This window comes from Prosthecobacter fluviatilis (genome assembly GCF_055388355.1).
The window spans coordinates 4,170,690-4,183,471 of sequence record NZ_AP043782.1 but is presented as its reverse complement, the minus strand read 5'-3'; the positions used below and the strand labels follow the sequence as shown (position 1 = coordinate 4,183,471).

Here is a 12,782-nt window from a genome sequence, read left to right as displayed (position 1 = left end):
ATCTGCAGCGGAGTGCTGCGTCATCAATTCCGCGCTCCACAGCGGCGATTCCGCCGCTACTGCGCCACGATATTCGCTCGCCCGCCGCGCAGCACATACTTCTGGATCTTCCCTGTCGCGGTCTTGGGCAGTTCCGCAATAAACTCAAAACCATGAGGCACCTTGAAGTGCGCCAGGTGTTCGCGGCAGAAGAGGCGCAATTCCTCGGGGGTGGCGGTGGCACCAGGCCGCAGGACGATGAAGGCCTGCGGCGTCTCCCCCCATTTTTCGTGAGGCAGGCCGACGACGGCGGACTCCTGCACGGCGGGATGGCGCAGCAGCACGCCCTCCACCTCCACGGAGGAGATGTTTTCGCCGCCGCTGATGATGATGTCCTTCCAGCGGTCGCGGATTTCGATGTAGCCGTCCGGATGTACCACGGCGGCGTCTCCGCTGTAAAACCAGCCATTGCGGATGGCCTTGGCGGTGGCGGCAGGGTCGTTGTAGTAGCCTTTCATCACGGCATTGCCGCGAATGATGATCTCGCCCATGGAGGCGCCGTCTTTGGCAACTTCTTTGCCGTCGTCATCGACTACGCGGACCTCGGCATTGGCCAGGTATTCCACCCCCTGCCTAGCCTTGATGACGGCACGCTCGCGGGCGCTGAGCTGCGCATGCTCGGGGCGGGATTCGCTAATGGTCACGATGGGGGAGACCTCCGTGAGGCCATAGACATGGGTGATCTCCCAGCCCAGCTCGCCCTCCATGCGCTCGATGGTAGCGGCGGCGGGTGGTGCGCCGGCAGTGATGACGCGGACGCCACGGGGCACATCCCGGCGCACTTCCTCCGGTGCATTGGCCATGCCGATGAGCACGGTGGGGGCCGCGCACAGCAGGGTACAGCCCTCCTTCCGTATCGCCTCAAAGATGAGCCTCGGGTCCGCCTTGGGAATGCACACATGCCGCCCGCCCACGGCGGTGACGGTCCAGACGAAGGTCCAGCCATTGGCATGGAACATGGGCAGCACCCAGAGATAGCGGTCCGCGCTGGTGAGGTGCGTGTGCATGAGGTGGCCCATGATGTTGAAGGCGGTGTTGCGGTGGGAAACCATCACTCCTTTCGGATTCGCCGTGGTCCCGCTGGTGTAGTTCAGCGCGATCATGTCGGTCTCGCTGATTTCAGCGGCGGTGAATTCGGGCGTAGAGGCTGCCAGCAGCGCCTCGTAGCTCGTCCAGCCCGCCTTTTCCCCAGAAAGCGCCACAAAGTGCTCCACCCCCGGCACCTGGGCGCGGATGGAGTCCACGGCATCCAGGTAGTCCGCATGCACGCAGGCGATGCGAGCGCCGCTGTGGTTCAGGATGTAGGCAAAGTCAGCGGCGGTGAGGCGGAAATTGATCGGTACAATGACCGCGCCGATCTGCGGCACGGCATAAAATGCCTCCAGATGGGAATGCGTGTTGGGCGCGATGGTGGCCACCCGGTCTCCCGGCTGCACGCCCAGCCCCTGAAGGGCCGCCGACCAACGGTCGCAGCGCTCAAAAAACTCTCGGTAGGTGAAGCGGCGGCCCCCATCCACCACGGCCTCGCGGTCAGCATACAGGCGGCGGGCACGGCGGGCAAAGTCGAGGGGCGAGAGCGGCGTTTCCATGAGAAGAAAACGCAAACCCTAGCCGAAGGCCGCTGAGAAAGGCGAGAGAAAAGAACCCGGCCGCCACCACCTGTGGGCAACAAAAAGCCACGCGACCGACAAACGGCCTGCGTGGCTCAGCCTGGATTCAGGTTTTGGGGGGAGATTACGCCTGGCGGCTCTGGATGCGAGCCACCATCTCGCGCACGTGCCAGGCTTTGTAAGCCCGAGGCTTCAAGATGGCGAGGCTGCGGGAGAAAGAGCCCCACTTCAGCACGTGAATGGTCACGTGGCGCGTGCCCCAGCTGTGCATCATGCCGAAGGTCGGCTTGTAGAGATCGATGGTTTTCGTGCCGACCAATGCAGAGCCGTAGTCATCCACAACGTAGAGGGAAGGATCTCCCTTGATCTGAAACACCGTGCCCACCGGGTAGATGGACCAGTCAGCCGCAGCGCTGCGGATCTGCCCATGCCTGAGCGGGGTGCCGGCGGCGGTACGCGCACCGTATTCGATGTGGTCGCCTTCGTTGTGGGTGTAGGCGGTGGTTTTGACGCCTGAGATGACCTGGCCTGGAGTGCCAGCTGGGGTTGTGGTCGTGGAGGAGCTTTTGACTACTTCTTCCGCAGCAGCGGAAACGCACAAGGCAGCAAAGCACAGAAGGATGGTTGGATTCAAACAGTGGGGTTGGTTGTTGGGCACGCCCTCCCGAATGGGGGTCCGGGTTGGGGGGCGCGCAGGGTGTCGAGTTCGACACCCCTGTCAACGCGGGGATTTGTAGCCGATTTGTGCCTGAAAACTGGACTTTAGACCGCTCTAAAGGCAATTTCAGCGCCGTTTTGTCACTTTGGAAGCAAAACCGCCCCGTAAGCCTCCGCCCCGCCGGGTGATGTCATGGTCTGCCCGCCGAATGTCGCAGGTGCGACACAGGCCCCCGAAAAAATTAGCCTTCCAGAGGGGTGCCAGGCCATGCAATAGGCGTTGTCTCCCTTGGCCCCCCCGGTGGGCAGGAGCCATTCGAGGCCTCCTTTTTCGTCAAATGCAGCTGTGAAAATGTCCGTAGCGCCCTGGGTCTTGAGTGTCTGCCCGGCAAAGGTGGCGGTCTCTGAAAACTCGCCCGTCACAAAGCAGCGGCCAGTGTTATCCGTGGCGACGCCGAGGCAGTAGTCGGTGGCAGGCCCTTGCAGGACGTGGCTCCAGACCAGCTTGCCCTCGGGGCTGAAATGCGCGAGCACGCCATCGTTGTCTTTGTCACCGGTGCTGTGCGCCGGACCGCCATTGAGCACGCCTTTGAACATGCCTGCGCACCAGGTGCGGCCTGCGGTGTCCACAGCGATCTCATGAAAGCCTGCGCTCGGCACCCCCGGCAGAAAGGCCGCCCACACGGCCTCTCCCGCAGGCGTGAGCTTCAGCACCACCCCGGCCTGCGCCTTGGAGTCCAGGGCCACGCCATCCATCGTGCCCGTACCGCCACCACTGCCTCCTATATAAATAGAGTCGGTGCCATCCACTCCAAGGCCATGACCGCTGCCGGAGAACTTGCCGCCGGTGGTCTTGACCCACTTCAGATTTCCTGCGGCGTCATACTTGGCGCAGAAGATGGGGCGGGTGGTGCTGCCCGCATTGACGGTGACGTCGCCAAATTTGGCCTCCCCGGCCACTGCGCCAGTGACGACGATGTCTCCCTTGGAATCGACGACGATGCCGTGGCCGTAGTCGTAGCCTTTTCCGCCAGCGGTTTTGATCCAAATAAGCGCTCCTTTTGTGTCGTATTTGGCAATGAAGATGTCGTAGTCGCCGGCATTGGGCAGGGTCTGCCCATTCGCCTGCGCATCCGTGCTTTGGTAATGGCCGGTGACATAGGCGTTTCCGGCCGCATCGGTGGCCACGCCGTAGCCGCGGTCCACCAGGCTGCCGCCAAGGCTGCGCACCCAGAGGAACTTGCCGTCCTTGGACAGCTTGGTGAGAAAGAAATCCGTACTCCCCAGGCCCGTGCGCTTCTGGTCGCCAAAGGTGCCGTCGTCCGTGGTCTCGCCCGCCATGAAGACATTGCCCTCGCGGTCAAAGGTGACGGCGCGGGTCTTGTCGCTCTTGGCCCCGCCGCCTCCGGCCACCCATTCAAAGGTGGGCGTGGCGGCATGGAGGGAGGTGGCAAACAGGGCGAGGCAGAGCGTGCGGAGCGAGATCATGGCCCGCAGCATACGGGCGCACGGGCGCAGCTATTACGCACTTACTGAATCGGCGAGAAATCCGTGGCCTTCATATAGACGCTCTTCACGCCTTCGGACTGCGGCATGATGGTCAGGGAGCCGCCGTTGGCAGCTTCGCTGGCGGCCTTGGCCTTGACCCAGTCGGGGTCGGCGCGGAAGGCGGTGAAGGAGGCCAGACCGGCGTCCTTGCTGTCGTGGGCCAGGATGTAGATGAGCTTCTTGCCAGCGCCTTTGTCGGCATCGGTGGGCGTCCAGTAGGCGAGGTTGGTCATGCCATGCTTTTCAAAGAGCTTGCAGGTGTGGTCGCGGAAGCGGGCGTTGAGCGCGTCCAGCTTGCCGTCGTTGCAGGTGTAGGTGCGCATTTCAAACACACGCGGCTTCCCGCTTTTGGCGATGGCCACTGGAGGAGAGTAGTCCGTGGGCGTCATGAAGATGGACTCCGGCGCTTTGGCCAGGATTTTGCCGCCTTCCTCGCTGGCCTTGCGTGCCGCCTGCCATTCGGGATCTGCGCCGAAGGCTTTGAAGCTCTCCTTGGCGGCCTCGCGGCTCTTGTGCTCCAGCACATAGATGAGCGTGGTCTTGGAGCCGTTCTCCTCGTCCACCGGCACCCAGTAGCCGATGTTTTTCATGCCATGCTTTTCAAACAGCTTGCAGGTGTGGTCACGGAAGCGCGCCAGCAGCGCATCCAGCTTTCCCTCGTTGCAGGTGTAGATGCGGAGTTCATACACCGGTGAGTCAGCAGCGTGGAGCAGCGGAGCGACGAGGCTGGCGAGAGCAAGGGCGAGAAAGGTGAGGCGCTTCATGAGGGTGGAACAAACGCCGCAGGAAGGAATGCTTATCAAGAAGCCGCTGCGAGAATCCCCGCCGCCTTGTGCAGGGTCTCTTCGTATTCGTACCGGGGTACGGAGTCGGCGACGATACCGGAGCCGACGTGGAAGGAAATTTGATCTCCCTGCTGCACGGCGGTGCGGATGGCAATGTTCCACTGGCTGCGACCGTCGAAGCCGAACCAGCCGATGGCTCCGGTGTAGAGGCCGCGAGCGTGGTGCTCGAGCTCGGCGATGATCTCACTGGCGCGTTTTTTCGGAGCGCCGGTGATGCTGCCGCCAGGAAAGCAGGCACGGAAGGCATCCACATGATCGACATGCGGGCGCAGGGTGCCGGTGACGGTGGAGACAAGGTGAAAGACCTGGGCGTAGCTTTCCACGCGCCAGAGCTCGGGGACGGAGACGCTGCCAAATTCGCAGACCTGGCCGAGGTCATTGCGCTCCAGGTCGGTGATCATGAGCAGCTCGGCGCGCTCCTTCACCGAGGATGTCAGCTCGCGCACGGCGGCGGCGTCGCGCTCGGGGTCATCAACAAAGCGCGGACGAGTCCCCTTGATGGGGCGCGTGGCGATGCGCGAGCCCTGCATGCGGAGAAAGAGCTCCGGCGAGGCAGAGAGCACGGTGGTGCCTGCCAGACGCATGAAGGCGGCGTGCGGCGCGGGGGAGATGGCGCGCAGTTTCAAATAGAGCGCCAGGGCATCGGCCTCCCAGGGCCATTCCGCACGCCAGGGGTAGGAGAGATTCACCTGGTAGATGTCTCCGGAGGCGATGTAGCGCTGCGCCCGCTCCACCATGTGGATGAAGTCCACGCTGCGCACCCCGGGCTGGAACTGCAGGCGCGGTGCTGCGGCAGGTGCGGGCCTGCTGGCGACGGGCTGCCATTTAAAATCGCCAAATTCATACCAGCGGGCGCTGTCGTGCCGGTACACAAGGCCATGCGGGTAAATGCCGAAAACGAAGCGGCCATCATACCCTACCCAGCCATACAGCCCGCCGGCGGAGGCACGGGGGGTGCGCAGGGCGCTGCGCACCAGCTCCCAGTCCTGGTCAATGTGCCCCTGGAGCACTGCCACGGGCTCTGCTGTGAGCAGGGAGATGGCCCCCGGAGCCACGAGGGAGGAGTCCATCCACACAAAGCCTTCGCGCTGGCACAGTTGTGCCGCAATTTCAGGCGGGGAGAAGGAAAATGCACACGGGCGGTAGTGTGGTGACGTTTCAAGGGCATGAGAAAACAACGGGAGGGAGTGCCCTTCCGGCATTTTGAACGAAGAACCCTGAAACATTGACACTAGGAAGCCCAAATCGTACCATGAGCGTCTTTTTCAGCAACTCGTGACTCCTCCTTCCACCATTCTAGCCTCAGAGCGTGACCGTTCCTCAGTGATCGCTTGGGGAACGCTATGTGTGCTGGCGACGGTGCAGACCGTCATTGCGCTTAAGCTGCTGACTTTCGGCTCTTCTCCAGCAGTAGAAAACCCGCCTATCACGGCGGTGCCCAGCATGGTGCCGGAAATCGGCCAGATAGCCCTGCCCTCCACTGCCACTGCTCCGCCGCTGCCAGGTTCGCTCATGCCTGCGCCTGTATCTGCGCCCATCGTATCCACGGCTCCGCCACCGATTGGTTCTTTCAGCAGGCCGGGATCTGAGGTGCCGATGCCCGCGCCCACGTATGCCCCCCAGACTCCGCCGGCCCCCCCTCCGCCACTGATCTCAGCTGCGCCTGTGCAGCCCATGACAGGAAAGCCCCCTGCTCAGACTTCCGCACCGCCCGCAGCCACCGGCCCGGCTGGTGCTGGATTCAAGACCACCGCCCCGCCCGGACCCAACTCAAAGCCGGACGCCGCCACGGCACTGCTGCGCGACGTCAACTACGTGGTCACTGCGGCGAAAGACCTCCGTGGCCTGAGCGACATGCAGGGCACCTTGGAGCTGCTGCGCAAAGCGGACGAGCTGACCCCTGACCATCCGGCGATCATTGCCGAGATGGCGGAGACGTATGAACAGATGGGGATCATGGCCAAGGCCACGGACGCCTGGCGCCGCATCCAGCTCCTCGGAGCCACGAAAGCGGGCATCTATTTTGAGCTTGCCTCAAGGCGGCTTGGCGCGGGTTCGGCAGGGGCGGCGACGCCTGCCATGCCTGCATCCGGAGCTGACAGCGAAAAGGTCCTCCGCCTGGGGGCCTGCCAGGCTGTACGCGATTTCCGGGTCCCCTCGGGGGAGCGCTATGTGCTGCGCGTGCCCATTTCCCGGGTGGGAAACCAACCCATCAATTCTCAGGCGCTGAACCTCGAGGTTTTCTTCTTTGACCGCGTCAACAACGAGAAAGTGGCCCTGACGGTGGCGCCTGAACCCGTCGAATCCTGGCAGTCCGCTCCGGTGGACTGGAACGGCACGGGGGAAGAGATCCTGGACGTCGTTTACCACCTGCCCGCACTCTCTGCCGCCGAAATCCAGCAGCATGGACGCCGCACATACTACGGCTACATGCTCCGGCTCTACTACAACAACAAACTCCAGGATGTGGCTGCCGAGCCCCGCGATCTCCTGGAGTACGGATCGACCCCTGGCACTGCTCCTGCAGGTGTCAATCCGCTGCTCCCACCGATGGGACGATGATCGCCACTGACATGCCCACATGACTCTTTTGTTTGTCGATTCCAGTACCGCCTTGCGCGGCACACGAGCCACCTGGCTGAGGGACAACCTCCCCGGCTACACGGTGGTCGATTTTCCCACCCCCGCACTCGCAGCCGAATGGGTCGCAAAAGCCGACTCTCTGGACATCCTGGTGACCGAGGCGATTTTTGAAACGCAGGAGACCGGCTTCGCGCTGCGCGACACGGTGCGTGCGCGCTTTCCGCAAACGCGTGTGCTTTTCAGCACGCGCTATGATCTGACGGGGTTTGAGGACCAGATAGCCGACGGGCTCGTGCTCAAAGACGCCCCCTACACGCCGGAGAAACTGCTGGAGCGTGTGCGCGCGCTGCTATCGCTGCCGGTGGAGTCGAATGAGCCGCCGCCGGTCATGGTGCCCGGGACGGTGCTGGGAAACTACCAGGTGCTGGAACGGCTTTACATCGAACGCGAGTCGGAAACCTACCGTGCGCTGCAGATCACGGTACAGCGCCCGGTGGCGCTGGTGCTGCTGAAACCGGAGTACCTGAAGCAGCCGGACGTGGTGGCCAAATTCAAAGAGCGTGAGCGTGTGAAAGCCTCGCTGATGCATCCGCGCATCGCCCCGCTGTATGAGGCGGGAGAAACAAACGGATGGCTCTTTTACACGCGCGAGCTGCCACGCGGGCGGAGCCTGTCGGAAATCGAGCTGACGGATGAAATGCTCAGCGAGCGCCGGCTGGCGGAGGTTTTGTTCGGGGTGGCGGAGGCCATGCAGTTTGCCACGGAGCGCGGCTACCACTACCGCAGCATCTCGCCGCGGGACATTTACATCGACGCAGACCACCAGTCGAGCATTGTGAATTTCTTCCGTCCCGCCGTGCCAAAAAAGAGGGATGCCCAGGCGGATGTGAAGTCGTTTCTCGACCTGATGCGCCCCGTGGCAGCCGAGGGCAAGGCCCGCGGCCTGCTGCAGACGCTGGCGGCCGCCAACCACGACTGGAACGGCCTGCTGAACGCTCTGGATGATGTGCGTGATGACATGCGCGAGCGCAGCATCGTGCGCAAGATCGAGGCTGAGACTCTGCCGGTGAACGTCAACGGTCAGAAGCCCTGGTGGGTCTGGGCGGTGACAGTGGTCATTCTCGTCGTCGTGGCGGCACTGGGCGCGATGATGAACGGCAGCCATGCACCACGGGCCGCCAATGCGTCTGCACTCCCCATCGAAATGGTGCGCATCCCTGCAGGCACCTTCGTGTACCAAAAAAATGAAAAGGTGAAGCTGCCGGAGTTTTGGATCAGCAAGCATGAAGTCACCATCGGCCAGTATGCCAATTTCCTGAAGGCCTTGAAAACCACGAAGGCAGACGCCTTTGACCACTCGCTGCAGCCCAAGACCAAAACCAGCCATGAACCGGTGAAGTGGGGCCAGTACTACGCCGCAGCCAAAGCGGGCACCACCTTCAACGGTGAGAGCATCACGCTGAACACTCCCGTGTCGCAGGTGGACTGGTGGGACGCCTACGCCTTTGCCAAATGGAACGGCCAGCGGCTGCCGACCGAGCAGGAATGGGAAAAGGCGGCACGGGGTGAGCATGGCCTCATCTACCCCTGGGGCAACCAGCCCAACAGCAAGGCCGCAAATCTGGGAGACGACTACGACGCCTCCCCCAAAGGAAAGGGCGGCAAGATCGACGGCTACAATCTCTGGGCACCGATCACCCGCGAAACACAGGACGTCAGCCCCTATGGCGTGTGCGACATGGCTGGCAACGTCAGCGAATGGACCGCTGGCGAGACACAGGCCGGCGAGTGGCCCTCGCACCCGGACTATATCGACATCAAGGTGCCCGTCGTGCGTGGCGGACACTTTGGCCTGAAGAGCAACGACCAGCTGCTCACCGACAGACGCTTTCCTGAATCCGCAAACGAGGCTACACTGGCACGTGGCTTCCGCACCGCCACCAGCACAGCTCCTGCCTCCAGCACCATTTCTCCAGCCAAAAACAATCATTGAAGCCTATGAACCGCATCTTTTTGCTGATCTTCCTCTGCCTGTGCTGCAGCCATGCGCGTGCCCAGTACGTGACGAATCTCACCCTTTTGAAGAACCAGTTTCTCACCGGCGAGCCGGTCGTGGCCGTCGTGAGCGTCACAAACCGTTCGGGGGGCGATGTGATCGTCGGCGGTCATGGTGCGCGTGACTGGCTGCAGTTTGAGATCACCCAGTCCACCGGGCAGCGGCTCGCCCCTGTCACGATTGGTTCTGAGGAAGCCATCACCCTGCCTGCGGGCGGCACGACAAAGCACACTGTGGAAATCTCCGGGGGCTACTCCACCGCCAGCCTGGGCACCTTCACCATCCTTGCCAACGTGCTGCATCCGCTTTCCGGCCAGTTCTTCATGTCGAACAAGGTGCGCATGACCATCACAGACTCCAAGCCAAACATGTTTGACCAGCCGTTCGGTGTGCCACAGGGGTTCCCCAACGCAGGGCGCCAGCGCCGCTACCAGGTAATTCTCTTCCGTGAGCTCGATGATCTGCAGCTTTACTGCCGCCTCACCGATGACCGCAGCGGAGCCTACATCGCCACGTTCCTGCTTGGTCCTGCCATGATGGCGGTGCAGCCGCAGATCAGCATCGACGTGCATAACAAGCTGCATGTCCTGTTTCTGGCCATGCCGCATGTGTTCTGCCACGTGGTCGTCAATCCGGACGGCAAGATCCACCAGCGCACCTATTACCGTGACCCGGAAGGCAACCGCCCCTCGCTGGTCATGACCAACAGCGGGGCAGCCGTGATCGGGGGACAGTCTTTTGACCCCGGCGCACCGCCTCCGGCAAAGAAAGCCATCCGCAAAGCCTCCGAACGCCCGAGCGTGATGGGCACGCTGCCAAAAGCGAAAAAATAGCGTTAGGGTCATGCACTGGAAGGGCGTTATGCATGTTCATGCATTTTCGCTTCCCGCTCTGCCTGGCTCTTTTCCTCTCGCTGAACTTTCTGCGGGCCGCCGACCCCAAGCAGGAGGCTAAGCCGAACGCCGTCGCCAGCGGCCCCAAGTCGAAGGCCCTCAAACCGGAGACACCTGTGGGCTTTACGCTGAAGACGCTGGAGGTGGCGAAGTACCCGGAGCACACCGTGGAGCTGTATGTCTATGTGCCGGACGCCCAAGGCACCTGGCCCTGCATCCTCGACATCCACGGCGGCGGCTGGAAGGCACGCCAGGTGGAGGCCGACAAGCCGATGATGGAGCGCCTGGCACAGCGGGGCTTTGTCACCGCACTGGTCAGCTACCGCCTCTCCACCCAGGCCAGGTACCCTGCCGCACTGCATGACTGCAAGGCAGCCCTGCGCTGCCTGCGGGCACACGCCAAAGAACTGAAGATCGATCCCGAGCGCATCGGCTGCATGGGCGGCTCCGCTGGCGGGCATCTCTCCGGCCTGACGGCGATGACGACCGGGTTGGCGGAGTTTGAAGGCGAAGGCCCCTTCAAGGACCAGTCCAGCGCGGTGAAGGCCTGCATCGTCATGGCGGCCACGCAGAACCTGGTGGACTCGAACTACTTCCAGAAGAACGAGAGCGCGATCCTCTTCTTTGGCGGTAATGCGCTGGAGAAACCGGAGGTGTACAAGGAGGCATCTCCCATCAATCACGTGCGCGCCGGTGTGCCACCTACGATCTACATCGAAGGTGAAAAGGACACGCTCAAAGTGGGCCGCGCGGAGATGATGGAAAAGCTCAAGGCCTTGGGCATCGAGACCGCCGTGCACACGCTCAAGGATGCACCTCACCCCTTCTGGATGAAAGATCCGTGGTGTGCAGAGACGGTGGACATCGCCACGGCCTTCTTCAAAAAGCACCTGGGCGAGCCGGCGCTGAAGTAAGCGTTGGAGCTTACTTCCCCACCTTCGGCAGCGCCTGCACCAGGAGGCTGTAGAACTCGTTTTCCTCCGGCGTCTCGCCGTCACCTTTGAGGATGTTTTTCACCACACCGAGAGCCTCTTTCTGCGCGCTCTTGGTGGTGAAGGCCTGGGCGCGTTCATTGATGTAGTCAAACATCGAGTCGTCGCTCTCGGCCATCTCACGGGCACGGGCGAAGGATTCGTCGATGAAAAGGCTCTTGGGGTACTCGGAGTCCCAGCCTTCGGCGATGAAGGCGGACTCCAGCAGGCGCTCCTCGGTCAGCGAGATGTGGGCGTCCGCGTAGATGGACAGGGTCAGCAGATCAAACAGGGCTTCGCGTTGGGGTTGGGTCATGGTGTTTTAATTTTGGCAAGCATGCGGCAGCGGATCAAGCACACACTTCTTCACACAGAAATCTTCATCGTCTGAAAGGCCTCGGCCTGCGTGCCTGCATGCACGGCTGCCTCCACCTGCGCGCCATTGACGGTCACGACGGCATAGCCCGCTGTGTCTGCGTAATCAAAGGCGGTGACGACCTTGCGCTCGGCGGCATAGATGTCCCGGCGTGCCTGTGCGGTCTCGGGTGCGTGCTTGGGCTCCAGGTTCACCTGATCTCCGGTGTAGGAGTCCATGCCATGCAGCACATCCTTCGGCTTTTGGTTCAAGGCGGACACCACGCTGCTGACGGCGAGCTGCGTGAAGCTATGGCCCCCGGCCATGCGGGTGAGCGCGCTGTATTTGTGCAGGTGCCCGCCCAGCACCATGGCCTCCTGACGGCCCAGCACCTCCAGCAGTTTCTCGCGCTGCGCCTTGAGCTTTTCCCCGGCATAGAGATGCCATGAAGCACGCGCGCCATAGGGCACCACGGGCGGATGGATGATCACAAAGAAATGCCGTGCCGTGCGCCGGGCTGCCACGGCCTCCAGCCACTCCAGGCTGGCTTTGTCGTAGGCGTCAAAGAAGGCGAACTGCGCCTCGCCGCAGGTCATCGTGTGGCTGGCCTGGGTGCGTGCGGCGGCGGCATCCACCTTGTGCGTCTCCTGCTCCATGAAAGGGCGCAGCACTTCATCGAAGGCCTCCACCGCGCCGTCGCCGGTCACATCGTGGTTCCCTTTGGTGAAAACAAACGGCACGCCGAGCTGCTGCTGCGCCACAAAGGCCAGCGCCTCGCGGTTCTGCCGCACGGAGAGCTCCGTACTTCCGCACAGGCCCTCCACCAGATCTCCCACCTGCAGCACAAAGGCAGGCGGTGCGGCGCTGTCCTTCAGCGCGGCGATGCGTTGCTTCACCGCAGCAAACAGACCCGGCATCGTCTCGGTGGTGAGGCGGGAGTAGTTTTTGATCTGGCTCAGATCGCCTGCGTGATGCTCGTCCAGCCATTTCAGGTCATGATGGGAAAGGCTGTCGTAGTGCAGATCTCCCAGGAGGATGAAGGAAAACGGGCTCGCAGCCTGCGCGGCGGGCAAAAGGGAGGCCGGCAGGGCAGCGGCGCTGCAGGTCTGCAAAAATCGGCGGCGGATGGTCATGCCCCATCAAACGCGGCCACGGCCTTTCGTCCTGCTGAAATCGTCATTCGTCATTGCTCCATCTTGACCTCCCGTCCAACCTCTCGACTCCT

The 12,782-nt window shown here is 62.5% G+C and carries 11 protein-coding genes; 4 read left to right on the top strand and 7 right to left on the bottom strand.

Annotation, left to right across the window (positions count from 1 at the left end):
* Positions 1–56: 56 nt before the first annotated feature.
* The 5 genes from ACZ5WW_RS16420 to ACZ5WW_RS16400 all read right to left on the bottom strand — a co-directional run bounded on the left by ACZ5WW_RS16420 (position 57) and on the right by ACZ5WW_RS16400 (position 5,769).
* Positions 57–1,628, bottom strand: a complete 1,572-nt coding sequence (locus tag ACZ5WW_RS16420; RefSeq protein WP_377166307.1) for a long-chain-fatty-acid--CoA ligase — start codon at positions 1,626–1,628, stop codon at positions 57–59.
* 145 nt (positions 1,629–1,773) lie between these two features.
* Positions 1,774–2,283, bottom strand: a complete 510-nt coding sequence (locus ACZ5WW_RS16415; protein WP_377166309.1) for a 3D domain-containing protein — start codon at positions 2,281–2,283, stop codon at positions 1,774–1,776.
* A gap of 164 nt (positions 2,284–2,447) precedes the next feature.
* A complete protein-coding gene (locus ACZ5WW_RS16410; protein ID WP_377166311.1) occupies positions 2,448–3,794 on the bottom strand; it encodes an SBBP repeat-containing protein in 1,347 nt (448 codons plus the stop codon).
* Between the two features lie 41 nt (positions 3,795–3,835).
* Positions 3,836–4,618: an NIPSNAP family protein gene (locus tag ACZ5WW_RS16405; protein ID WP_377166313.1), complete on the bottom strand. Its 783-nt coding sequence runs from the start codon at positions 4,616–4,618 to the stop codon at positions 3,836–3,838.
* Between the two features lie 35 nt (positions 4,619–4,653).
* Positions 4,654–5,769: an anthranilate synthase component I family protein gene (locus ACZ5WW_RS16400; protein ID WP_377166315.1), complete on the bottom strand. Its 1,116-nt coding sequence runs from the start codon at positions 5,767–5,769 to the stop codon at positions 4,654–4,656.
* A 604-nt stretch (positions 5,770–6,373) separates the two neighbouring features.
* Between ACZ5WW_RS16400 and ACZ5WW_RS16395 the strand changes: the two genes are divergently transcribed.
* From ACZ5WW_RS16395 to ACZ5WW_RS16380, 4 genes are read left to right on the top strand one after another with little or no spacing between them, the layout of a single operon-like run.
* A complete protein-coding gene (locus tag ACZ5WW_RS16395; RefSeq protein ID WP_464694161.1) occupies positions 6,374–7,261 on the top strand; it encodes a hypothetical protein in 888 nt (295 codons plus the stop codon).
* A gap of 19 nt (positions 7,262–7,280) precedes the next feature.
* The gene (locus ACZ5WW_RS16390; RefSeq protein ID WP_377166319.1) at positions 7,281–9,275 is read left to right on the top strand and encodes an SUMF1/EgtB/PvdO family nonheme iron enzyme; all 1,995 of its coding nucleotides are present in this window, start codon (positions 7,281–7,283) and stop codon (positions 9,273–9,275) included.
* Positions 9,276–9,280: 5 nt separating this feature from the next.
* Positions 9,281–10,171 (top strand): hypothetical protein, encoded by an 891-nt coding sequence (locus ACZ5WW_RS16385; RefSeq protein WP_377166321.1) that lies wholly within the window; start codon positions 9,281–9,283, stop codon positions 10,169–10,171.
* Positions 10,172–10,209: 38 nt separating this feature from the next.
* Positions 10,210–11,145: an alpha/beta hydrolase fold domain-containing protein gene (locus tag ACZ5WW_RS16380; RefSeq protein WP_377166323.1), complete on the top strand. Its 936-nt coding sequence runs from the start codon at positions 10,210–10,212 to the stop codon at positions 11,143–11,145.
* Between the two features lie 10 nt (positions 11,146–11,155).
* On the opposite strand, the gene ACZ5WW_RS16375 is transcribed toward ACZ5WW_RS16380, so the two are convergent.
* Positions 11,156–11,518 (bottom strand): hypothetical protein, encoded by a 363-nt coding sequence (locus ACZ5WW_RS16375; RefSeq protein ID WP_377166325.1) that lies wholly within the window; start codon positions 11,516–11,518, stop codon positions 11,156–11,158.
* A 50-nt stretch (positions 11,519–11,568) separates the two neighbouring features.
* Complete coding sequence (locus ACZ5WW_RS16370) at positions 11,569–12,690, bottom strand: metallophosphoesterase family protein (protein ID WP_377166327.1); 1,122 nt, start codon at positions 12,688–12,690, stop codon at positions 11,569–11,571.
* Between the last annotated feature and the right edge of the window lie 92 nt (positions 12,691–12,782).

Bases quoted from the DNA above. Each gene is read 5' to 3' on its own strand.
- ACZ5WW_RS16395 (WP_464694161.1), top strand. From the start codon at position 6,374: ATGACAGGAAAGCCCCCTGCTCAGACTTCCGCACCGCCCGCAGCCACC.
- ACZ5WW_RS16405 (WP_377166313.1), bottom strand. From the start codon at position 4,618: ATGAAGCGCCTCACCTTTCTCGCCCTTGCTCTCGCCAGCCTCGTCGCT.
- ACZ5WW_RS16400 (WP_377166315.1), bottom strand. From the start codon at position 5,769: ATGGACTCCTCCCTCGTGGCTCCGGGGGCCATCTCCCTGCTCACAGCA.
- ACZ5WW_RS16370 (WP_377166327.1), bottom strand. From the start codon at position 12,690: ATGACCATCCGCCGCCGATTTTTGCAGACCTGCAGCGCCGCTGCCCTG.
- ACZ5WW_RS16385 (WP_377166321.1), top strand. From the start codon at position 9,281: ATGAACCGCATCTTTTTGCTGATCTTCCTCTGCCTGTGCTGCAGCCAT.
- ACZ5WW_RS16375 (WP_377166325.1), bottom strand. From the start codon at position 11,518: ATGACCCAACCCCAACGCGAAGCCCTGTTTGATCTGCTGACCCTGTCC.
- ACZ5WW_RS16410 (WP_377166311.1), bottom strand. From the start codon at position 3,794: ATGATCTCGCTCCGCACGCTCTGCCTCGCCCTGTTTGCCACCTCCCTC.
- ACZ5WW_RS16420 (WP_377166307.1), bottom strand. From the start codon at position 1,628: ATGGAAACGCCGCTCTCGCCCCTCGACTTTGCCCGCCGTGCCCGCCGC.
- ACZ5WW_RS16380 (WP_377166323.1), top strand. From the start codon at position 10,210: ATGCATTTTCGCTTCCCGCTCTGCCTGGCTCTTTTCCTCTCGCTGAAC.
- ACZ5WW_RS16390 (WP_377166319.1), top strand. From the start codon at position 7,281: ATGACTCTTTTGTTTGTCGATTCCAGTACCGCCTTGCGCGGCACACGA.